A 22,013-nucleotide genomic window follows, 5' to 3' on the forward strand; every position below is an offset into this window, starting at 1 on the left:
GCTAACCGCGAGGTCCGACAGCGGGCCGCGCGCCCTGGGGACCGGCGCTGAGCATCGGCTCGACGCGGGCGCGGACGGCCGCGGCGAGCTCCTCGACGGGACGGCTCGCGTCCAGGACGAGGAAGCGCTCCGGGTCGCCCGAGGCGAGGTCGAGGAACGCCTGCCGGACGCGGCCGTGGAACTCGGCCTTCTCCGCCTCGAGCCGGTCGTAGCGGGTGCGCGCGGCGTCCAGCCGAGTGCGGGCGACGGCGGGATCGAGGTCGAGCAGCACGGTGAGGTCGGGGCGGAGGTCGCGGGTCGCCCACTCCGAGAGGGAGCGGACCTCCGCGGCGTCCAGCACCCGGCCGGCGCCCTGGTACGCGACGGAGGAGTCGATGTAGCGGTCCTGGACGACGACCTCGCCCCGCTCGAGCGCGGGCCGGACGAAGGTGCCGACGTGCTGCGCGCGGTCGGCGGCGTAGAGGAGCGCCTCGGCCCGCGGATCGATCTCGCCGCGGTGGTGCAGCACGATCTCGCGGATCTGCACGCCCACATCGGTGCCGCCCGGCTCCCGGGTGCGCCGCACGGTCTCACCGCGCGAGCCCAGCCACTCCTCGAGCAGCCGGGCCTGCGTGGTCTTGCCCGCGCCGTCCCCGCCCTCGAGGGTGACGAACAGCCCGGTCACGACTCCGTCGAGCCCGTCGCCTTCGCCGCAGTGCTGCGGGCGCGGGTGGTGGCCGGCTTCTTCGCGGCGGTGGTCTTCGCCGCCGTCGTCTTGGCGGCCGTCGTCTTCGCCGTCGTCGCCTTCGCCGCCGTGGTCTTGGCCGTCGTCGCCTTCGCCGCCGTGGTCTTCGCGGCGGTGGTCTTCGTCGCCGTCGTCTTGGCCGCCGTGGTCTTCGCCGCCGTGGTCTTCGCCGCCGTCTTCTTGGCCGGGGCGCGCTTGGCCGGGGCCTTCTTGGGCGCCGGACCCTTCGCCCGCTTGTCGGCGAGCATCTGCACCGCCTGCTCGAAGTCGATCTCCTCGATCGGCTGGCCCTTGGGGATCGTGACGTTGGTCTCGCCGTCGGTCACGTAGGCGCCGAAGCGCCCGTCGCGGATCCGGATCGGCTTGCCGCTGACCGGGTCGGCCTCGAACTCCGCGAGGGCGCTCGTGGCGCGCTTCGCGCCGTACTTGGGCTGGGCGAAGACCTCGAGCGCGGTCGGCAGGTCGACCTCGAAGATCTGGTCCTCGCTGGTGAGCGAGCGGCTGTCCGTCCCCTTCTTCAGGTACGGGCCGTAGCGGCCGTTCTGCGCGGTGATCGGCTCACCCGACTCCGGGTCCTCGCCGACGGTGCGCGGCAGGTCGAGCAGGCGCAGAGCGGTGGCGAGGTCGACGGTCGCGACGTCCATCGACTTGAAGAGGGAGGAGGTGCGCGGCTTGACCGCGGCCGCCTTCTTCGCACCGCGCTTCGCCGGCGCAGGCTCGACGACCTCACCGGTGGCGGGGTCGGCGGTGCTCTCGGGCTCGGGGTCGACCTCGGTCACGTACGGGCCGAAGCGGCCGTCCTTGACGACGACGGTCTTGCCCGAGTCAGGGTTGCTGCCGAGCACGCGGTCGGTCTGCACGGGGGCGTCGACGAGCTCCTGCGCCTTGGCGGGCGTGAGCTCGTCCGGAGCCAGCTCGAGCGGCAGGTTGACGCGGCGCGGCGTCTCCTGCCCCTCCTCCTGGGCGACCTCGAGGTAGGGACCGTACTTGCCGATGCGCAGGGTGATGTCGTCGGTGATCCGGACCGAGTTGATGCTCTTCGCATCGATCTCGCCGAGGTTGTCGACGACGTGGCGCAGGCCCGGCTGGTCGCCGCCGCCGAAGTAGAAGCGGTTCAGCCAGTCGACCCGGTCCTCCTCGCCGCCGGCGATGCGGTCGAGGTCGCCCTCCATCGCGGCGGTGAAGTCGTACTCGACGAGGTCGGAGAAGAACTCCTCGAGCAGGCGCACCACCGAGAAGGCGATCCAGTTCGGAACGAGCGCCGTGCCGCGCGGAGTGACGTAGCCGCGGTCGACGATCGTCGTGATGATCGAGGCGTAGGTCGAGGGGCGCCCGATCCCCAGCTCTTCGAGCGACTTGACGAGGCTCGCCTCCGTGTATCGCGGGGGCGGCGAGGTCTCGTGGCCCTTGGCCTCGACCTCGGCGACGACGAGGCTCTGGCCGACCTCGAGCACGGGCAGCTTGGCGTCCTTCTCGTCGCGGGCGCCGTGGCGCTCCTCGTCGCGGCCCTCCTCGTAGGCGAGCAGGAAGCCGCGGAAGGTGATGACCGTTCCCGAGGCGGTGAACTCGGCGGTGCGCTCGGTGTCGCCGGCGGGGTTGGCGAGCAGGGTCACGGTGGCGGTCGAGCCCTTGGCGTCGGCCATCTGCGAGGCGACGGTGCGCTTCCAGATCAGGTCGTAGAGGCGGTGGTCGTTGCCACGGAGGGTGCCGGCGAGCTGGTCCGGGGTGCGGAAGGTCTCGCCCGCGGGACGGATCGCCTCGTGCGCCTCCTGCGCGCTCTTGTTCTTGCCGGAGTAGAGGCGGGGCTTCTCGGGGACCGTCTCGGCGCCGTAGAGCGAGGCCGCCTGCGAGCGGGCGGCGTTCAGCGCCTGCTGCGAGAGGTTCGGCGAGTCGGTCCTCATGTAGGTGATGAAGCCGTTCTCGTAGAGCGACTGCGCCACGCTCATCGTCTGGCGCGCCGAGAAGCGGAGCTTGCGCGCCGCCTCCTGCTGGAGCGTCGAGGTGGTGAACGGGGCGGCGGGGCGCCGCGAGTAGGGCTTGGACTCGAGGTTCGAGACGCGGACGAGCGTCTTCGGGTCGCGCAGCGCCTCGGCGAGGGCGCCGGCGGAGGCCTCGTCGAGGACGGTGACGTCCCCCTTCAGCTGACCGCGGTCGTCGAAGTCGCGGCCGCTGCCGATCCGCTTGCCGTCCAGGCGCGCCAGGCGTGCGTCGAACGCCGCCGAGGCGTCGGCCTCGGGGGCGAGGACCGTGGCGAGGTCCCAGTAGGAGGCGGAGACGAAGGCGAGGCGCTCGCGCTCGCGGTCCACGACGAGGCGCGTGGCGGCGGACTGCACGCGGCCGGCGGAGAGGCCGGGCCCGACCTTGCGCCAGAGGACCGGGGAGATCTCGTAGCCGTAGAGGCGGTCGAGGATGCGGCGGGTCTCCTGCGCGTCGACGAGGGAGGTGTCGATGTCGCGGGTGTTGTCGCGGGCCGTCTGGATCGCGTCCTTGGTGATCTCGTGGAAGACCATCCGCTTGACGGGGACCTTGGGCTTGAGCTCCTCGAGGAGGTGCCACGCGATGGCCTCGCCCTCGCGGTCCTCATCCGTCGCGAGGAAGAGCTCGTCGGCGTTCTTCAGCGCGCGCTTGAGGTCGGCGACCGTCTTCTTCTTCTGGTCGGAGACGACGTAGTAGGGCTCGAAGCCGTTGTCGACGTCGACGGAGAACTTGCCCAGCCCGCCCTTCTTGAGCTCGGGCGGCAGGTTCTTCGGCTCGATGAGGTCGCGGATGTGCCCGACGGAGGCGAGCACCTCGTAGCCCTCGCCCAGGTACTGGGCGATGGTCTTGGCCTTCGCCGGCGACTCGACGATCACCAGCTTCTTCGTGCCGGACACAGTTCTCCTCGATTGATGCTGTCGGATCGGACGCTCAGCGAGTCCGACGGGTCCCCTTCGGCGGGGAGGCGGTGCGCGGCGTCCGCAGGAGGAACGACGATCCGTTCGCGTCGGCTTCGGGGCGCCCGACAGGCACACCATACACACTGACTCCGGGCGTCCCTCGCCGTCGTCCGCTCGCCGCGCGCTGGGAGCACTCCGGCCGCCGCCCGGGAATCCGCCGAATCGGGAGGACCGCACCCGGTGACGGATCGCGGCGATCGGCGCATGATGAGGGGCATGGCAACGACGCACACCACCTCCGCTCCGACCACCTCCGCCTACACCGCGAAATTCCTCGACGGGCCGCTCGAGGGCAAGACGCTCCGCCGCTCCTACGGCGAGGCGACGGCCCCGGCGGGCCGCCTCGAGATCCCGGCCGCCCGCGAGGGCACCCGCTACCTCTATCTCCTCGCCGGCGCTCTCGAGCACGACGAGGGAGCGGGCGCGCTGCCCACCGCGGCGGCCTACCGCTACCTGCGGGTCAGCGCCGACTGAGCTCCGGTCCCACCGGGCGGGTCGGACACCGGCGACCCGACCGAGCACGGGAGCGCGCTGCTGCTGCGCCCCGGGCGCGGCGGGAGCCGTGGCCGCCGTCCCCGTCGCGGGAGGAGCGTCACGGCGGCGGCCCGGCGCGCGACCGGGCGGGGAGCACGAGCGGCCCGACGGACACGACGACCTCGACGGTCGCCACTCCTCCTTCCACCGCGCAGCCCGCGACGGTCGCCGACATCGCCCCCGCGACACGCTCGGCCGCCCCGCACGGCTCGCCCGGCAGCAGCCCGGAGGCCACGTCCGCCGCGGCGAGCGCCGCCGCATCCGCCGCGGCCACGGCCCGCTGGTGCCCCGCGACTCCCCCGCATCCGGCGAGCACGGCCGCGGTCACGAGGATCGTCCCCGCGACGACGCCGACCGCGACGACCGCCGCCGAGCCGTCCTCCCCTGCGCGGTCCGGCTCCGGCCGGGGGATCACCGCCCTCCGCCCAGCGCGCAGGACCGGACCGAGACCGGCAGCTCCAGCGCCGGCAGCGGCCGGAGCCGCGCGGCGACGTCCACGCAGACGAGCCCGCCGTCCGCGGAGGTCGCGACGCTCGCTCCCGCATCGACCCGCACGACGGGCCGACCCGGATCGTCCCCCCGCGCCAGCGACCGGGCGCCGTCCGCCGCGGCGTCGACCAGCCGGACGTACTGCGCCGAGGCCGCCACCGAGCCCAGGCAGAGCGCCAGCACGACCACCACCGCCGGCAGCACGACCGCCAGCTCGGCCGTCGCGGACCCGTCCTCGCCTCGACGGCCGTCGCCGGTCCACATCCCGGCCTCCTCCGCTCTCGTCACCGCGCGGGCACCACTCGGGCACCGCACCGCTCATCCCCCCGAGGTGAGCGCCCGGGTGACCAGGTCCGTGAGGATCCCGCGCACCTCGTCGCCCTTGAGGATCACCACCAGCAGGCCTGCGAAGCCGACCGCGGCCATCGTCGCGATCGCGTACTCGGCCGTGGCCGAGCCCTCCTCGTCGCGCCATCCGCTCAGCCGCCCCGCCTCCCACGCGGGCAGCGGGAAGCGCTCCCGCCCGGTACCGCCCGTCCCTCGTCCGATCGTCCCCGCACCACTGCTCCGGCTGCCGTTCATCCGCTCGCTCCGTTCGTCGTCACTGCCCCCACTCGAGGATCGCCGAGCCCGGAGCAGGTCCGGGTGGGGAGCTCGCGAACGGTGGACAAGAGGAGAGAGGAGCGGCCTGTGGAGAGCTCCCGCGGGACCGCTCACCGCTGCCCCGCGAACGTCGACAGCAGCACCGAGATCATCATCGGAGCCACGCCCAGCAGGAGGAACGCCGGCAGCACGCAGACTCCGAGCGGCAGCAGCAGCGTCACGCCGAGCCTCGCCGCCCGCTCCCGCGCCTCGGACGCGGCCCGCACCCGCGCCAGTGCCGCCTCGCTGCGCAGCAGCCGGCCCGCGGGCACCCCCGCCGCGCTCGAGAGCGCGAGCACGGGCTCCGCCGCGGCCAGCGCAGGCGGCCCCGACGCGAGCCCGCACTCGGCGAGCGCCGCCAGCACCCGCTCCCGCCCGCCCCCGATCGATCCCCCGCCCGCGAGCGCGACCGCGAGCAGGTCGAGCGCCAGCCCCGGTGCCGGGTCCCCCGGGCCGGCGCCGCGGACGAGCCGGCGCGTCCACGCCGCGGCACCGAGCATCAGCCCGAGCCCGCCCACCAGGCAGGCGAATCCCGGCACCGTCCCGATCAGCACGCCCAGCACATCGAAGCCCAGCAGCGTGCCGAAGCCGAGCGCCACCAGCGGCAGCCCGCCGACCGCCCGGCTCGTCGCGAGCGGGCCCGCCAGGGCGACCTCGATGTCCCGCCGCGCCCGGCCGAGCTCCCGGAGGGAATCGGCCAGCTCGGCGAGGGCCGCGGCGATCGGCGCTCCGGAGTCCGCGGCCACCCGCCAGCAGGCGGCCAGGGCCGCCCAGGCCGTCTCCTCGCCGCGATCGCGCGACCCCCGTGCCGCGATCTCCCTGCGACGAGGGGCGCGCTCCCCCGTCCCTCGCCTCTCTCGACGGGAGGCGGGCACGCCCGCCAGGAGCGCCGCCGTCACGTCCCCGCCGCGCGCCGCCTCGACCGCCACCGCGCGCAGCAGCCGACGACGACGCGCGGCACCCGCCGCCTCCGAGTCGTCCGACGCCGCGAGGTGCGCCAGCGCCGACGCCGGCGCGACGCCCGCCGCGAGCAGCACCGAGAGGCGGTGCACCACGGCCGCCACCTCGTCGACCCCCTCCCCGCGCTTCACGGCGAGCCCCGCTGCGGCACGGCGCCCTCCTCGATCCGGAGCCGCCCGGCGCCGTCGAGCCGGAAGCAGCCCGAGGCCGCGAGCCGGCGCCGGCCGCCCCGCCGCTCGAGGTGCAGCACCAGGTCGATCGCGCTGACCGTCTGCCGCGCGACCGCCTCCGGGCCCATGCCCGCGAGCGAGCCGAGCGCCTCCAGCCTCGCGGGCACGTCGGCGAGCGAGTTCGCGTGCAGCGTCCCCGCGCCGCCGTCGTGCCCGGTGTTCAGCGCCGAGAGCAGATCGCGCAGCTCCACTCCGCGGCACTCGCCGAGGACGAGCCGGTCCGGCCGCATCCGCAGGGCCTCGCGGACGAGACGGTCGAGGCCGACCCCGCCCGCTCCCTCCAGGTTCGGCTGGCGCGCCTCGAGCGAGACGACGTGCGGATGCGCGGGCCGCAGCTCGCCGACGTCCTCGATCACGACCAGCCGCTCGTGCGGCGGCGCGCAGCCCAGGAGCGCGCCGAGGAGCGTGGTCTTGCCCGATCCGCCGGCACCGGTGACGAGGAGGTTCCAGCGCGCGGCGACGGCCCGCCGCAGCAGGCTTCGGCCCGCGTCGTCGAGCATCCCCGCCGCGTGCAGCTCGTCGAGACTCCAGGCGTCGGCCCGCGGGACGCGCACCGAGATCAGCGTCCCCGCGGTCGCGACCGGCGGCAGCACCACGTGCACGCGGACCCCGTGCTTCAGCCGCACGTCCACGCACGGGCTCGCCTCGTCGACGTGGCGTCCGCCGGCCGCGACCAGCGACACCGCGAGCCGTCGCGCTCCTGCCGCGTCGAGCGTCCACGTCGGCTCTCGCACTGCGCCCCCGCCGCGGTCGACCCAGAGGCCCGAATCCCCGTTGACGAAGAGGTCGGTCACCGCCGGGTCGGCGGCGAACGGCGCGAGCAGGCCGAGCGCCGCCGCCGCCGGACGGACCGGCGCGGGCCGCGGTGCCTCGCCGGCGTCCTCCCCCGGCGGGCGAGGTGCGTCCGGGCGGTAGGCGGCGGGAACGAGCGGGACGAAACCTGTGGTCATCCGGGAACGCTAGGAGCGCGCGCCCTCCGGTGGCGCGCCGAAGGCCGCATCGGTGGACGGCAGGGCCGAGCACGCCCCTGGGGAGGAGCGACGAGCTCCGGCCCGAAGTCGTTCTCGCGAGCCGACGACGCACCGCTCCGAGCGCCGGCACGCGGTCCGCGCCCAGGCACGCCGGAACCGGCCGATCCAGCGTGCCCGAGGTGTTTCCGCGAGCCGGAGGTCCACCGGTCGAAGCTCGGGCACGCGATTCGAGCCCAGGCACGCCGGAACCAGCCGATCCAGCGTGCCGAAAGCGTTTCCGCGAGCCGGAGGTCCACCGGTCGGAGCTCGGGCACGCGATTCGAGCCCCGGCACGCCGGAACCAGCCGATCGGGCGTGCCGGACGTGTTTCCGCGAGCCGGAACTCCAGCAGTCGACACTCGGGCACGCGATCCGTGCTCCGGCGCGCCGAAGTCGGCCGATCCAGCGCGCCCAGCGTGTTCCGGCGAGCCGAAGGTGCAACCGGCCGATGCGGCCCGGCCGTGCGGATCCTCCGGGGAGCGGGACGCTCGACCAGCGGAGGGAAGAGAAGGGGGCGGCACCCATTGGGGGGAACAGGTGCCGCCTCGGCGGCGCTGGATTGGGGGGAATCACTCGCGCCGCTGAGCCGAAGTTCATTCGGCCGTATGCAACGTTAGGGCACGGAGGCGATTTCGCCAAGTCGGATCCGCGTTCTGAGCCGACTCTTCACGAAACCCCGCCGGACGGTCAGCTTCGCGTCGTCCCCTCCCCACCCGAGAGCCGGACGCTACGGTGGTCCGGAACCGACCACGCCGGCCGGCGCACGTCGCACTCGCGAAGGAGCGAATCGCAGATGTCCACACCCCTCGACGCGTCCGGGGCCGCAGGCTCGAGCGCCATCGACAGCCTCCAGCAGGAGACGCGCCGCTTCCCGCCGCCCGCCGAGTTCGCCGCAGACGCCGCCGCGACCGCCGGGCAGGCCGAGCAGGCCGCCGCCGACCGCCTCGCCTTCTGGGCCGACCGCAGCCGCGAGCTGCTGCACTGGCACCGGCCGTTCACGCGCACCCTCGACTGGAGCGAGCCGCCCTTCGCGCGCTGGTTCGACGACGGCGAGCTCAACGTCGCCTACAACTGCCTCGACCGGCACGTGCTGGCCGGTCACGGCGACCGCGTCGCGATCCACTGGGAGGGCGAGCCCGGCGACAGCCGCGACCTGACCTACGCCGAGCTCACCGCCGAGGTGAAGCGCGCGGCCAACCTCTTCACGAGCCTGGGCGTGCAGGCCGGCGACCGCGTCGCGATCTACCTGCCGATGATCCCCGAGGCCGTCATCGCGATGCTCGCGGTCGCCCGGCTCGGCGCCGTGCACTCGGTCGTCTTCGGCGGCTTCAGCGCCGAGAGCCTGCGCGCGCGGATCGACGACGCCGAGGCGAAGCTCGTCGTCACCGCCGACGGCGGCTGGCGCAAGGGCTCGGTCTTCCCGCTCAAGCCCGCGGTCGACGCGGCGCTGGCGCTGGACGGCGGCGCGTCGAGCGTCGAGCACGTCCTCGTCGTCCGCCGCGGCGGCAACACCGTCGAGTGGAGCGCGGGCCGCGACCTGTGGTGGCACGAGGAGATCGTCGCAGTGGACGCCGACCACGTCGCACGGCCGTTCCACGCCGAGCAGCCGCTGTTCATCCTCTACACGAGCGGCACCACCGGGAAGCCGAAGGGCATCCTGCACACCAGCGGCGGCTACCTCACCCAGGTCGCGTACACCCACCGCACGGTCTTCGATCTCAAGCCCGAGACCGATGTCTACTGGTGCACCGCCGACGTCGGCTGGATCACCGGGCACAGCTACGTGGTCTACGGACCGCTCGCGAACGGCGCCACCCAGGTGATGTACGAGGGCACGCCCGACACCCCGCACCCCGGACGCTGGTGGGAGATCATCGAGAAGCACGGCGTCACGATCCTCTACGCCGCCCCCACGGCGATCCGCACCTTCATGAAGCTCGGCCGGCAGATCCCGCAGCGCTTCGACCTCTCGAGCCTCCGCCTGCTCGGCTCGGTCGGCGAGCCGATCAACCCCGAGGCCTGGATCTGGTACCGCGACGTCATCGGCGGCGGCCGCACCCCGATCGTCGACACCTGGTGGCAGACCGAGACCGGCGCGATCATGGTCTCGCCCCTGCCCGGTGTCACGACCCTGAAGCCGGGCTCGGCGCAGGTCCCCGTCCCCGGGATCTCGATCGACGTCGTCGACGACTCCGGCGCCCCGGTCGGCGCGGGCTCCGGCGGGCTGCTGGTCATCACCGAGCCCTGGCCGTCGATGCTGCGCGGCATCTGGGGAGACCCGGACCGCTACGTCGAGACCTACTGGTCGAAGTTCGGCGACCGCTACTTCGCCGGCGACGGCGCGCGGCTCGACGAGGACGGCGACCTGTGGCTGCTCGGCCGCGTCGACGACGTGATGAACATCTCCGGCCACCGCCTGTCGACGGCCGAGATCGAGTCGGCCCTCGTCTCGCACCCGGTGGTCGCGGAGGCGGCCGTGGTGGGCGCGGCGGACGAGACCACCGGCCAGGCCGTCGTCGCCTTCGTCATCGCCAAGGCGAGCCAGGCGGAGGCGCTCGCCAGCGGCCACGACGAGCTCGAGGCGACGCTCAAGGCGCACGTCGCCGAGCACATCGGCGCGATCGCCCGGCCGAAGCGCATCTTCATCGTGCGGGAGCTGCCGAAGACCCGCTCCGGCAAGATCATGCGCCGGCTCCTGCGCGACGTGGCCGAGGGCCGGGCCGTCGGCGACACGACCACGCTGGCGGACACGCAGGTGATGGCCGTCATCTCCTCCGCGGTCGCCGCCGAGGACTGAGCCGCTGAGCGCTGAGCCGCCGAGGACCGACCCTCAGCGCACTGAGCCTCGACGCCGAAGGGCGCCGCCTCCCGGGAGGGAGAGCGGCGCCCTTCGGCGTCGAGGCGGGACCCGATTCAGGCGAAGGCGACGATCAGCTCGACCTCGACCGGTGCGTCGAGCGGGAGCTCCGCCACGCCGACGGCCGAGCGCGCGTGCTTGCCCGCCTCGCCGAAGATCTCGCCGAGCACCTCGGAGGCGCCGTTGATGACGCCGGGCTGGCCGTTGAAGCCGGGAGCGGAGGCGACGAAGCCGGTCACCTTGACGATCCGGGTCACGCGGTCGAGCGAGCCGATCACGTCGGCGATCGCGGCCAGCGCGTTCAGAGCGCAGACGCGCGCCAGGTCCTTGGCGACCTCGGGATCGACGCCCGCGCCGACCTTGCCGGTCGCGGGCAGCGAGCCGTCGACGAAGGGGATCTGCCCGGCCGTGAAGACCAGGTTCCCCTCGACCACGGCCGGGATGTAGGCGCCGGCCGGCACCGCGACCGCGGGGAGCTCGATGCCCAGCTCGGCCAGGCGCTCGGCGATCACGCGCCGACCTCGGCGACCGGACGCTTCAGGTACGCCACGAGCCCGCCCTCGGGACCGGTGACGATCTGGACCAGCTCCCAGCCCTCGGAGCCCCAGGTGTTCAGGATCGCGGTGGTGTTGTGGATCATCAGCGGCGTCGTGATGTATTCCCAGCGGGGGACGGACATGGCTCTCCTCGTGAGGCAGGGGTGCGGATGCCGGGCGCACCGCACCCGGAGGAGTCGGTGCCGGCGGGTCGAGCGCCGCGTCCGGTGTCAGGAGCGGCGGTTACGCTGATTCTATGTCGGGGGCAGTCGGGAACAGGGTCGTCACGTCCATCGGCGCCGCGGTCGGAGGACTGATCGGGATCGTCGCCATGAGCGTCGTCGCCGGAGTCCTCGTCGCGGCGTCGGTCACTCCGGCGATCGCGCTCGGCGGCATGGCGGCGAACAACACGGTCACCATGTTCGACAACCTCCCGGGCTACCTCGAGATCGGCACGCTCGCCGAGAAGAGCGACGTCTACGCGAAGGGCGCCGACGGCCAGGACGTGCTCCTCGCCTCGTTCTACGCGCAGAACCGCGTGGAGGTCGGCTGGGACGACATCTCCCCCTTCGTCAAGGACGCGGTCGTCGCCTCGGAGGACCCGCGCTTCTACGAGCACGGCGGCATCGACCTGCTCGGCACGATCCGCGCCGCGGCCACGGTCGCCTCCGGCGGCAACGTGCAGGGCGGCTCGTCGATCACGCAGCAGTACGTCAAGAACGTGCTCGTGCAGAAGGCGGAGGCGCTCTCCGACCCGATCGAGCGCGACGCCGCCTACCGCGAGGCCACCGAGACCACGGCCGAGCGCAAGGTCGCCGAGATGCGGCTCTCGATCGGGCTCGAGAAGGAGTACCCGAAGAACGACATCCTGCTCGGCTACCTCAACATCGCGCTCTTCGGCGGCACCGTCTACGGCATCGAGGCGGCGGCGCGGTACTACTTCGACACCAGTGCCCGCGACCTCACCCTCGCGCAGTCCGCCGCCCTGATCGCCATCGTGAACAACCCCGAGAAGTTCCGCTTCGATCGCCCGGACGACCCGGCCAACCTCGCGGTGGAGGGCTACCCCGAGACGCTCAACCGCCGCAACTACATCCTCACGCGGATGGGGATCGAGTCGAAGGTCACCCCCGAGCAGATCGGCGAGGCCGCCTCGACGCCCGTCGTCCCCGTGATCACGGAGCCGAGCACCGGCTGCCAGACCGCCGGCATCGCGGCCTACTTCTGCGACTACGTGACCTGGGTGATCAAGAACGACGACGCCTTCGGCGCCAGCCAGGACGAGCGCGACGCGACCTTCAAGCGCGGCGGCTACCAGATCTACACGACCCTCGACTCCGATCTGCAGGAGGCCGCGGTCGCCGCCACCGAGGACTGGGTGCCGAAGTCGATGGCCCGGGTGAACATCGGCAGCGCGAGTGTCTCGGTCGAGGTCGGCACCGGGCGCATCCTCGCGATGACGCAGAACAAGGACTACTCGAACGACCCCGACGTCAGCGGCGCCAACTACACCAGCGTCAACTACAGCACCGACTTCGGCTACGGCGGCTCGAGCGGCTTCCAGGTCGGCTCGACCTACAAGGTCTTCACCCTCGCCGAGTGGCTGCAGGAGGGCCGCGCGCTGAACGAGACCGTCGACGGCACCCGGCGCGCGTACACGACCTTCCGCGACAGCTGCGAGCCCGACGGCACCTACTACGGCGAGCCCTGGGACCCCAAGAACGACGAGGGCGGCAACGGCGGCGTCTACTCCGCGCTCGACGCCACCAAGGGCTCGATCAACACCGGCTTCGCCGCGATGGCGCAGCAGCTCGACCTCTGCGGCATCCGCAACACCGCGCTCGCGATGGGCGTGCACCGCGCCGACGGCACCGAGCTGCAGAAGTTCGCGCCGACCATCCTCGGCACCAACGAGATCGCCCCGTTGACGATGGCGACCGCGTTCGCCGGCTTCGCGAACAAGGGCAGCGTCTGCACGCCGATCGCGATCGACCGGATCGTCGACCGCGGCGGCGCCGATGTCGCCCCGCCGGCGAGCACCTGCACGCAGGGGATGTCCGAGGAGGTCGCCGCGACCGCCGACTTCGCCCTGCAGCAGGTGATGACGGGCGGCACCGGCCGCGCCTCCGCGACCGGCACCGGCGTCCCGCACATCGGCAAGACCGGCACCACCGACAACGCGGTCCACACCTGGATGGTCGGCGCCAGCACCGAGGTCGCCACGGCGACCTGGGTCGGCAACGTCAGCGGCTTCACCTCGATGCGCGGCTTCACGCTGAGCGGCGTCAACGCCGGGCAGGTGCGCCACCAGATCTGGCCGCGGATCATGCGCGTCGCCGATCAGAAGTACGGCGGCTCGGCCTTCCCCTCGCCCCAGCAGTCGCTCGTCGACGCGCCCCAGCAGGCGGTGCCCGAGGTGACCGGCCAGAACCCCGCCGCCGCCACCGCGCGCCTGCGCGAGCTCGGCTTCGTCGTGACGGTCGACCCGAACCGCGTGCCGTCCGATCGACCCGCGGGCTCGGTCGCGCAGACGAACCCGCCGGCCGGCTCCCGCCTCTCCCGCGGGGCCCCGATCGCACTGCAGATCAGCGCCGGTCCGTCCACCCCGCCGCCGCGCGGCTGACGCCGGGTCGTCCCCCGGGCCGGGTCGGGCAGACTGTACGCGGCCGCTCCCGCAGCCCCGCCCCGACGAGAGAAGGATCCATGACCGGACGCAGCAGCGCTCGCCCCCTCACCACGGCCCTCGCGGCCGTCGCCGCCGTCGGGAGCGCCGCCGCCGTCTGGGGCATCGCCGTCGAGCGGACGATGTTCACGGTCCGCCACGAGTCGGTGCCCGTCCTGCCCGCGGGCTCCGCACCGCTCCGGATCCTGCACTTCTCCGACCTGCACATGGCGCCGTGGCAGACGAAGAAGCAGGACTGGCTGCGCTCGCTCACCGCCCTGGCCCCCGACCTCGTCGTGGGGACCGGCGACAACCTCGGCCACCGCGACGGCGTGCTCGGCATCCGCCGCGCCCTCGAGCCCTTCGCCGGCGTGCCCGGCGTCTTCGTCCACGGCTCCAACGACTACTTCGGCCCCCGGGTGAAGAACCCGCTGCGCTACTTCCGCGGTCCGTCGAAGAACCCCGCGCGCAACGCCAGCGACCTCGACACCGCAGCACTGACCGGGTTCTTCACCGACGAGCTCGGCTGGCAGGACCTCAACAACACGGCGCACGCCCTCACCGTCCGCGGCACCCGCGTCGAGCTCTTCGGCGTCGACGACCCGCACATCGGCCTGGACCGGATCGACCTCGTGGCGGGCGCCGTGGACGAGCTGCGGGCCTCGGCCGAGGAGCCGGCCGGCGTGAGCATCGGCGTCGCGCACGCGCCCTACCAGCGCGTCCTGGACGACTTCGTCGCGCGGGGGGCGGAGGTGATCCTCGCGGGCCACACTCACGGCGGCCAGGTCTGCGTGCCCGGCTTCGGCGCACTGGTGACCAACTGCGACATCCCCCGCGACAAGGTCTCTGGATTCACCACCTGGGACAACGGTCTGCGCAGCTCCTTCCTCAACGTCTCCGCGGGAGTGGGCACCTCGATCTACGCGCCGGTGCGCTTCGCCTGCCGACCCGAGGTCAGCCTGCTGACGCTCGAGCCGGTGGCCTGAGCGGTCCGGCTCGAGGCGCCGCGACCGGTGTCCGACACCGCCGCGGAAATCGGCTACTATTGACGAGGCTCGTGAGCGGTTCACCGCGAAGAGTCCACCGGGGTGTGGCGCAGCTTGGTAGCGCGCCTCGTTCGGGACGAGGAGGTCGTGGGTTCGAATCCCGCTACCCCGACCGGTGAGAAGCCCGGCCAGGATCGATGATCCGGCCGGGCTTCGTCGTTCCGCGGTGCGGACGGACTGAGCGATGTCGCGGTGCGGACGGACAGGGCGACGCCGCGGTGCGGACGGACGGGCGGCGCCAGAGAGCCGATGTTCCGGCGCCAGGGCCGTCGGAGCCCGACGCAGCCGGGAAGACTGAAGCGCTCTCGCCGTCGCTGACGACGCGCTCCCTCCCGTCGCCGCAGCGACCCTCGCCGAGACGAGAACCGTGCCTCGACCCCCGACCCGGCTCACCGTCGTCGTCGCCCTCGCCTACGCCCTGGTCCTGGCCGCCGTGGTCTTCTGGCCGACACCGGTCGACGGCGGGCACGCCGGCGAGCTGAAGCAGGTCCTCGCCCAGCCCCGCGCCCAGAGCCTCGGGCTCCTCGGCTACGGCGGGATCGAGGCGACGGCGAACGTGCTGCTCTTCGTCCCGCTCGGACTGCTCGCGGTGCTGCGCCTCCGCGGGCACCGGGCGTGGCTCGCCGTCCTGCTCGGCGCGGCGACGAGCGCCGCTGTGGAGACCGTGCAGCTCCTGCTGCTGCCCCAGCGCCACGCGGACGTGCACGACGTGCTGGCGAACACCGCGGGCGCCGCGATCGGCGCGGTCCTCGGCGTCGTCCTGCGCCGACGACTCCCGGCACGACGACGCCGGAGGGCGGCGGAGCGGAACCGCGCTCGCGCACGTGTCCCGCTCCGCCGCCCTCCGGCGTGACAGGGGTCGATCCCCCGGGTGGAACGGAGCGGCCGCCGGTCAGCGGGCGGCCGTCGGTCGCTGTGGATCAGCGGCCGAGGCCGCGGTACTCCCAGCCGGCGGCGCGCCAGGCGTCCTGGTCGAGGCAGTTGCGGCCGTCGACCACGAACTTCCCGGCCACCTTCTCGCCCGCGGCGACGGGGTCGATCGCGCGGAACTGCTTCCACTCGGTGACGACCACGACGGCGTCGGCACCGCGCAGGGCCTCGTCGATGTCGGTCGTGTAGGTGATGTCGGGGTAGCGGCGGCGCGCGTTCTCGATCGCCTCGGGGTCGGTCGCGACCACGTCGGCGCCGAGGTCGTGGAAGCGGGTCGCGACGTCGAGCGACGGCGAGTCGCGGACGTCGTCCGACTCCGGCTTGAACGCGAGGCCGAGAACGGCGATCTTCCTGCCCTCGACCGAGCCGCCGAGGCCCTCGGTGACGAGGTCGACCACGCGCTGGCGGCGGCGCAGGTTGATCGCGTCGACCTCCTTGAGGAAGGCGACCGAGTCGCCCACGCCGAGCTCGTCCGCGCGGGCCGAGAAGGCGCGGATGTCCTTGGGCAGGCAGCCGCCGCCGAAGCCGATGCCGGCGTTCAGGAAGCGGCGGCCGATGCGGACGTCGTAGCCGATGGCGTCGGCGAGCTGCGTGACGTCGGCGCCGGTGACCTCCGCGATCTCGGCGATGGCGTTGATGAACGAGATCTTGGTGGCGAGGAAGGCGTTCGCCGAGACCTTGACCAGCTCCGCGGTCGCGTAGTCGGTGACCACGAGCGGCGTCTCGGCGGCCAGCGCCGTCGCGTAGACCTCGTCGAGGGTCGCCTTGGCGGCCTCGCCGGCCGCGCCCGCGGGCACGCCGTAGACCAGGCGGTCGGGGCTGATCGTGTCCTCGACGGCGAAGCCCTCGCGGAGGAACTCCGGGTTCCAGGCGAGCGTCGCGCCGCTGGCGGCGATCCGCTCGGCGAGGCGGGCGGCGGTGCCGACCGGGACGGTCGACTTGCCCACGACGAGCGAGTCCGCCGTCAGCAGCGGCAGGATGCCGTCGATCGCGGCGTCGACGTAGGTCATGTCGGCCGCGTTCTCGCCCTTCTTCTGCGGCGTTCCCACCGCGATGAAGTGCACGGCGGCGTCGGCGGCGTCGGCCGTGTCGGTCGAGAAGCGGAGGCGGCCGGAGGCCACGCCCGAGGAGAGCAGCTCGGGCAGACCGGGCTCGAAGAACGGAGCGGTGCCGGCGGAGAGCGCCTCGATCTTCGCGGGGTCCACGTCGATGCCGATGACGTCGTGGCCGAGCTCGGCCATCGCGGCGGCGTGGACGGCTCCGAGGTAGCCGCAACCAATGACAGAAAGCTTCACGGGATTTCTCCGAATCGTAGGCGGGTCGATGTCGCGTCGGCGACTGCAGGAGGGAGGAACGGGTGGAGCGGAGGGAGCCCGCGCGGCACGCGCGAGGTCAGCTCCGCGCCAATGCTCTCAGATCCCGGGAGATGTCGTGGACGGCCGCGGCGATCTCCTGAGCGACGCGGACGTGCGTGCTCTCGCTGCGGCCGATCGGATCGTCGATGTCGTCGCCCTCGCCGCGGGGCGCCCGGCCCCGGTTCGCCGCGGCGAGCCGCACCACCGAGCGCAGTCGAGCGGCGGGGTCCTCGACCGCGGGGATCGGCACCTCGGCGAGGACGAACGGGAGCACGCGGGCGAACTCGCGCAGGGTGAAGCCGCGCAGCAGGAGCGGCGGGTGGCTCCGCGACGCGTCGACGAGGTGGTCGCGGGTCATCGCGAGCATCAGGTCCGCCTCGCCCGCGAGGGCGTCGGAGAGCTTCGCGCTGAGGTGGCCGGAGGGGTCGCCGCCGAGCTCGGCGGACAGGCGAGCGGAGGTCGGCTCCATCGGGTAGCCGTCCCGCGTCTGCACGCCCGCGCTGCGGAAGGCGAGGAGCGCCGCTCCGCTCGGTGCGGTGAGGTCGCCCAGCTGCGCCCGCAGGAGCTGCTCCGCCATCGGCGAGCGGCAGATGTTGCCGGTGCAGACCGAGAGGACGGTGAAGACCGGAGCGGCGGGCGTCGAGGCCGCCTCACCGGGGCGCCACCCGCGCCGGGCGCGCCGCAGGCCGTCGTCCCCCGGGAACGTCATCCGCGGCCGCTCAGACCGCGCTGGGGGCCGGGGCAGGAGCCGGAGCGGCTGCCGTGTCCGGACGCGCGCCCGACTTCTGCGAGCCGTAGTAGCTCGTGTAGTAGTAGCCGTAGCCGCGGCCGACCTGGCCCCGCGGGGGAACGCGGTTGAGGATGACGCCGAGGGTGTGGCCGCTGACGCGCTCGAGGTTCTGGATCGCCTTGCCGAGCTCGTCGGTCGTCGTCCGGCCGGCCGAGATGACCACGAGGGCGCCGTCGGTGCGGGCGGTGAGGATCGCGCCGTCGGTCACGGGCAGCAGCGGCGGGGCGTCCACGAGCACGATGGCCTCGCGGGCGATCTCGTGCAGGAGCATGTCCATGCCGTTCGAGCCGAGCAGCTCGCTCGGGTTCGGCGGGATCGAGCCCGCGCCGAGGATCCAGAGGTTGCCGGACGGACCCCAGGGCTGGAGCACGTCCTGCAGCTCCGCCTTGCCGATCAGCAGGTCGGTGAGGCCGACGCCGGGGACGAGGCCGAAGGACTTCGCGACGGTGGGCTTGCGGAGGTCGCCGTCGACGACGACCGTGCGCTGGCCGGAGGCGGCGAGCGTCACCGCGAGGTTCGCGGTCACGGTCGACTTGCCGTCGGAGGGCAGCGGGCTGGTCACGACGATGATCCGCGGCGGGCTGTCGACGTTCATGAACTGCAGGTTCGTGCGCAGCTCGCGCAGCGCCTCGGCGAGCGCGTGCTTGCCGTCGGACTTCACATAGTCGGTCGTGTCCGCCTCGGGCACGATGCGGTTGGTCTCGTTCAGGCGCTTGTCGACGGGGAGCGTGCCGACGACCGGGAGGTCGAACAGCCGCTCCACCACCTCGGCGGTGCGGATGCGGCGGTCGAGGGTGTTGCGGACGAAGGCGTAGACGAGGCCCAGCACGAGGCCGGCCAGCGCGCCGACGCCGAGCACCAGGCGCACGTTCGGGAACTCCGGGGAGGACGGCAGAGCGGCGGACTGGACGCCGGCGAGGCTGACGATGTCGCCCGCTCCCGCCTCCTGGTTCACCTGCTGGATGCGGACGGCGATCGCGTCGATCCAGGCGTCGGCGAGGGTGCGGGCGCCCTCCGGGGTGGACGCCGTCGCGCGGACGTTGAGGATCGGCGACTCCGGATCGGGAGTGACCTGGACGGCGGTGATCAGCGACTCGGCGGTCACGTCGAGCCCGAGGTTGCCGATGACGATCTCGGCGACGTTCCGCGACTTCGCGATCGGGACGTAGGTGAGGGTGCTCGACTTCGCGACGGAGTCCGCGATCTGGCGCAGGTAGATCGCCTGGCTCGGGTCTCCCCCGGCGTCCGCGACGGCCGCCGAGACGAGGCCCTGGGCCTCCGCGGCGTAGCGCGGCTTCTGGGTCAGTGACCAGCCGTAGGCGACGAGGGTGCCCAGGAGCACGGCTGCGACGAGGGCGATCCAGTGATCGCGGAGAAGTCGGAGGACGTCTCTAAGTTCCACAGTGTCAAGTTCCTTCACTGGTCCGGACCGATCGGCGACTGCCGGAGACGGGCTTCAAGATCATTGCACGCCGGTGTATCGGCCCCGTTTCGGGGACCGTCAGACGTGCACCCCTTCCGGGGTGGGCAGGAGCGGAGTCGCTCTCGCCATCACGCCGAGCCCGAGCAGCTCGTCGACGGCGGCGGACACCGCGGCCGAGGCGTCGATCCCCTCCGGCGGTCCGCCGAGCTCGGCCAGCACCGCGGCGACGAGGTCGGGCAGATCGGCGCCGCCGGCGGCGGAGCGCCAGAGAACCGGACCGATCCCGGCGAGCCGGATCACCGTGTTCTGGCGGAAGACGAGCAGCTCGCCGCTGGGCAGCGCCAGCGCGTCGTCGACGTCCGCGCGGCGCAGGGAGCCGCCGGCGGCCGCGTCCTCCGCCTCGAGCGGGAGCGCGACGACGTCCTGCCAGACCGCCGGCGCCCGCTCGGCCGGAGCGGCGAGCAGACCGTCGACGAGATCGAGCACGTCGGCCGCCTCGGAGTAGACCAGTCGTTTCGCGCCACCGACCGAGGTGATCGTGCGGATCAGCGCGGAGAGCGCCCTCGGCCGGGCGGCGAGGTAGGAGGTCTGAGGCACCAGGGCGTCGATCGCCGCGGTCGGCTCGACCTGCTCGAGTCGGGGAGCGTCGACGCCGTCTCGGCGCTCGAGCAGGACGATCCCGGCCAGCACGAGCGGCGCCTCCGGAACGGGGCGCAATCCGAGGTCGACCGGCGAGAGCTGGGCCTTGGGTGCGCTCCCGGTCGTGGGCTTCACCGACAGCGGCTTCGGATAGGGCAGCACGGCGCCGGAGGGGGTCACGGCGACCGTCTCGTCCGTCACGTAGCCGAAGCGCTGCCCCAGCACCCGCGAGGCGGTCGTCTTGCCGGTGCCGGAGGCGGCCACGAACGCGAGCACGCGGCCGTCGTCGGCGGCGACGCCGCAGGCGTGCAGCATCAGGAGGTCGCCGCGGCGCTCACCGATGGCCTCGAGCGTGAGGGTCGACGTGAGCGACTCCTCGAGCTGCGCGACGGAGTGCGAGAGGACCCGCGCCCCACCCGTCGGGACCGCGCCGGGATGCGGCACATCGGCCGAGATCACGCGGGCGTCGGCGCTGTCGGCGGCGGCGCAGGAGCGCCAGCTGCTCCGGATCCGCGCCACGTCCTCGTCGGACAGTCCGGGCCCGAACTCGACGCGGAACGGGACCTCGAGGATCGCCAGCGACATGCTGCGCGGTCCGGATCGCTCGTCACCGGGCCGGTCGGCACCCGTCTGCACGGAGGAGCTCAATACGCCCCGTCCCTCGCCAGGACCGCGCGAGCGGTCTTGAAGAGGATGACGATGTCGCCGGTCATCGACCAGTTCTCGACGTAGTAGAGGTCGAGGCGGACGGTGTCCTCCCACGAGAGGTTGGAGCGACCGCTGACCTGCCAGAGGCCGGTGATGCCGGGCTTCATCAGGAAGCGGCGGTGCACGTGCTCCTCGTACTGCTCCACCTCGCGCGCCAGCGGCGGGCGGGGGCCGATCAGCGACATGTCGCCGCGGAAGACGTTGAGGAACTGCGGCAGCTCGTCGAGGCTGAAGCGGCGGAGGACCGTGCCGACCTTGGTGACCCGGGGGTCCTTGGCCATCTTGAAGAGGATGCTGTTGCCCTCGTCGCGCTGCTGGGCGGCGAGCTCGGCCAGGCGCGCCTCGGCGTCGACCACCATCGAGCGGAACTTGAGCATCTCGAAGGTCGAGCCGTTCAGCCCGATGCGCTCCTGGCGGAACAGGATCGGGCCCGGGCTGGTCGTCTTCACCAGCACCGCGACGACGATCAGCACCGGAGCGCTGAGGATGATCAGCATCGTCGACGCGGCGATGTCGAAGAGCCGCTTCGCGAAGCGCTGGCGGCCGTCGAAGCGCGGGGTCTCGACGTGGATCAGCGGCAGGCCGGCGACCGGCCGAGTGTGGATGCGCGGGCCGCCGATGTCGGTGAGGCTCGGCGCCACGACGAGGTGCTCGCGGCCGGGCTCGAGCGTCCAGCTGAGCTCGCGGATGCGCTGCGGGGCCAGCTCGTCGGAGCTCGTGACGACGACGGTGTCGGCACCGGTCGCGTCCATCACGGCGCGCACGCCGTCGATCCCGGAGAAGCCGTGCAGCGAGAGGCCCGCCAGCTCGGCCTCGCTCGTGAGCGCCTCGGCACCGCCGACGGAGGTGGAGACCGCGCCGACCAGCTTGTAGCCGGCCTCGGTGCCGCGCCGGAGCTCGCGTGCGGTGTGCAGCACGCTCGCGCGGGAGCCGAGCAGGACGACCTGGCTGGAGAAGCGGCCGACCTTGCGCTGGCGGGTCAGCCAGGAGCGCCAGACCAGACGGCCGACGCAGATCAGCAGGATCCCGGCGGGGAACGCCGTGATGATGTAGCCGCGCGCCAGCAGGATCTGCAGGAGGTAGGCGATGATCGCGACGATGCCGAACAGCCAGATGGAGGCGTCGACGATCCGCCGGTACTCGACGTAGCCGGTCCCGACGATGCGGCGGTCGCGGGTGTCGAAGACCTGCAGGGCGAGGAGCCAGCCGATCGAGAGTACGACGGACACCCAGGTGTAGCTGACGGCGATGTCCACGGGGTTGTTGAAGCCCACGTCGGAGTTCAGGTCGAGATCGAACCAGAACAGCTGCGTGCCGAAGACCGAGACGAGGATCGCGACGACATCGGTGGCGAGGAGGCGCCGGCGGTAGTCCTGCTCCCAGGACGGGCGGCGCTTCGGCGGAGTCTCCTGCGAAGCCATCGAACCCCCCGGTCTCGCGTGCTGCGTCGGAAGGCCTGCGTGCGTTTCCGGTGATGTCACGCCCGCAAGGCTACCCACTTCCCTGTTTCATTCGGGTCACGCCCGATGAGCACTGCTCGAC

At 73.0% G+C, this 22,013-nt stretch carries 19 protein-coding genes and 1 tRNA gene; 6 read left to right on the top strand and 14 right to left on the bottom strand.

The genetic code is table 11. From position 1 onward, the window contains the following. Position 1: 1 nt before the first annotated feature. Together tmk and topA are read right to left on the bottom strand one after the other, a co-directional pair. On the bottom strand, positions 2–664 hold the full coding sequence (gene tmk, locus EDF45_RS20195; RefSeq protein WP_123737572.1) for a dTMP kinase: 663 nt from the start codon (positions 662–664) through the stop codon (positions 2–4). Continuing rightward, the gene (gene topA / locus EDF45_RS20200; protein ID WP_123737571.1) at positions 661–3,597 is read right to left on the bottom strand and encodes a type I DNA topoisomerase; all 2,937 of its coding nucleotides are present in this window, start codon (positions 3,595–3,597) and stop codon (positions 661–663) included. The genes tmk and topA overlap by 4 nt, the downstream gene beginning before the upstream one ends. Positions 3,598–3,876: 279 nt before the next feature. On the opposite strand from topA, the gene EDF45_RS20205 reads away from it, so the two are divergent. Beyond that, on the top strand, positions 3,877–4,134 hold the full coding sequence (locus tag EDF45_RS20205; protein WP_123447682.1) for a hypothetical protein: 258 nt from the start codon (positions 3,877–3,879) through the stop codon (positions 4,132–4,134). A 118-nt stretch (positions 4,135–4,252) separates the two neighbouring features. On the opposite strand, the gene EDF45_RS20210 is transcribed toward EDF45_RS20205, so the two are convergent. The 5 genes from EDF45_RS20210 to EDF45_RS20230 all read right to left on the bottom strand — a co-directional run bounded on the left by EDF45_RS20210 (position 4,253) and on the right by EDF45_RS20230 (position 7,465). Next, complete coding sequence (locus tag EDF45_RS20210) at positions 4,253–4,609, bottom strand: Rv3654c family TadE-like protein (protein WP_260312330.1); 357 nt, start codon at positions 4,607–4,609, stop codon at positions 4,253–4,255. Continuing rightward, positions 4,606–4,947: a TadE family type IV pilus minor pilin gene (locus EDF45_RS20215; protein ID WP_123737570.1), complete on the bottom strand. Its 342-nt coding sequence runs from the start codon at positions 4,945–4,947 to the stop codon at positions 4,606–4,608. The genes EDF45_RS20210 and EDF45_RS20215 overlap by 4 nt, the downstream gene beginning before the upstream one ends. A gap of 54 nt (positions 4,948–5,001) precedes the next feature. Beyond that, entirely contained in the window at positions 5,002–5,265 is a 264-nt protein-coding gene (locus EDF45_RS20220) for a DUF4244 domain-containing protein (RefSeq protein ID WP_123737569.1), read from the bottom strand. A gap of 131 nt (positions 5,266–5,396) precedes the next feature. Beyond that, complete coding sequence (locus tag EDF45_RS20225; RefSeq protein ID WP_123737568.1) at positions 5,397–6,416, bottom strand: type II secretion system F family protein; 1,020 nt, start codon at positions 6,414–6,416, stop codon at positions 5,397–5,399. Then, on the bottom strand, positions 6,413–7,465 hold the full coding sequence (locus tag EDF45_RS20230) for a TadA family conjugal transfer-associated ATPase (protein WP_123737567.1): 1,053 nt from the start codon (positions 7,463–7,465) through the stop codon (positions 6,413–6,415). The genes EDF45_RS20225 and EDF45_RS20230 overlap by 4 nt, the downstream gene beginning before the upstream one ends. Before the next feature lie 853 nt (positions 7,466–8,318). On the opposite strand from EDF45_RS20230, the gene acs reads away from it, so the two are divergent. Further along, positions 8,319–10,322 carry an acetate--CoA ligase gene (acs, locus tag EDF45_RS20235; RefSeq protein ID WP_123737566.1) on the top strand — a complete coding sequence of 668 codons (2,004 nt, stop codon included), beginning with the start codon at positions 8,319–8,321 and terminating at the stop codon, positions 10,320–10,322. Positions 10,323–10,438: 116 nt separating this feature from the next. Here the strand turns inward: acs and EDF45_RS20240 are convergent, their stop codons facing one another. Both EDF45_RS20240 and EDF45_RS21495 read right to left on the bottom strand, forming a co-directional pair. Further along, entirely contained in the window at positions 10,439–10,894 is a 456-nt protein-coding gene (locus EDF45_RS20240; RefSeq protein ID WP_221181165.1) for a RidA family protein, read from the bottom strand. Beyond that, complete coding sequence (locus tag EDF45_RS21495; RefSeq protein ID WP_165909148.1) at positions 10,891–11,061, bottom strand: hypothetical protein; 171 nt, start codon at positions 11,059–11,061, stop codon at positions 10,891–10,893. The genes EDF45_RS20240 and EDF45_RS21495 overlap by 4 nt, the downstream gene beginning before the upstream one ends. A gap of 113 nt (positions 11,062–11,174) precedes the next feature. Between EDF45_RS21495 and EDF45_RS20245 the strand changes: the two genes are divergently transcribed. The 4 genes from EDF45_RS20245 (at position 11,175) to EDF45_RS20260 (ending at position 15,479) form a co-directional block, all read left to right on the top strand. Then, the gene (locus EDF45_RS20245; protein WP_123737565.1) at positions 11,175–13,541 is read left to right on the top strand and encodes a transglycosylase domain-containing protein; all 2,367 of its coding nucleotides are present in this window, start codon (positions 11,175–11,177) and stop codon (positions 13,539–13,541) included. An 80-nt stretch (positions 13,542–13,621) separates the two neighbouring features. After that, entirely contained in the window at positions 13,622–14,566 is a 945-nt protein-coding gene (locus EDF45_RS20250; protein WP_123737564.1) for a metallophosphoesterase, read from the top strand. Positions 14,567–14,664: 98 nt separating this feature from the next. After that, a tRNA-Pro gene (locus EDF45_RS20255) sits at positions 14,665–14,738 on the top strand. 255 nt (positions 14,739–14,993) lie between these two features. Further along, the gene (locus EDF45_RS20260) at positions 14,994–15,479 is read left to right on the top strand and encodes a VanZ family protein (RefSeq protein ID WP_123737563.1); all 486 of its coding nucleotides are present in this window, start codon (positions 14,994–14,996) and stop codon (positions 15,477–15,479) included. Between the two features lie 67 nt (positions 15,480–15,546). Here EDF45_RS20260 and EDF45_RS20265 read toward each other — a convergent pair whose 3' ends face one another. The 5 genes from EDF45_RS20265 to EDF45_RS20285 form a co-directional block, all read right to left on the bottom strand. Then, entirely contained in the window at positions 15,547–16,851 is a 1,305-nt protein-coding gene (locus EDF45_RS20265; RefSeq protein ID WP_123737562.1) for a UDP-glucose/GDP-mannose dehydrogenase family protein, read from the bottom strand. A gap of 97 nt (positions 16,852–16,948) precedes the next feature. Next, entirely contained in the window at positions 16,949–17,620 is a 672-nt protein-coding gene (locus tag EDF45_RS20270) for a low molecular weight phosphatase family protein (RefSeq protein ID WP_123737561.1), read from the bottom strand. 10 nt (positions 17,621–17,630) lie between these two features. Then, positions 17,631–19,103, bottom strand: coding sequence for a polysaccharide biosynthesis tyrosine autokinase (locus tag EDF45_RS20275; RefSeq protein ID WP_185020295.1), 1,473 nt, complete (start codon positions 19,101–19,103; stop codon positions 17,631–17,633). Between the two features lie 99 nt (positions 19,104–19,202). Then, the gene (locus EDF45_RS20280) at positions 19,203–20,411 is read right to left on the bottom strand and encodes a hypothetical protein (protein WP_148070854.1); all 1,209 of its coding nucleotides are present in this window, start codon (positions 20,409–20,411) and stop codon (positions 19,203–19,205) included. Then, positions 20,408–21,892, bottom strand: coding sequence for a sugar transferase (locus EDF45_RS20285; protein WP_123737558.1), 1,485 nt, complete (start codon positions 21,890–21,892; stop codon positions 20,408–20,410). The genes EDF45_RS20280 and EDF45_RS20285 overlap by 4 nt, the downstream gene beginning before the upstream one ends. Positions 21,893–22,013 lie beyond the last annotated feature (121 nt).

Source organism: Rathayibacter sp. PhB186 (assembly GCF_003751825.1).
GTDB classification, from domain to species: domain Bacteria; phylum Actinomycetota; class Actinomycetes; order Actinomycetales; family Microbacteriaceae; genus Rathayibacter; species Rathayibacter festucae.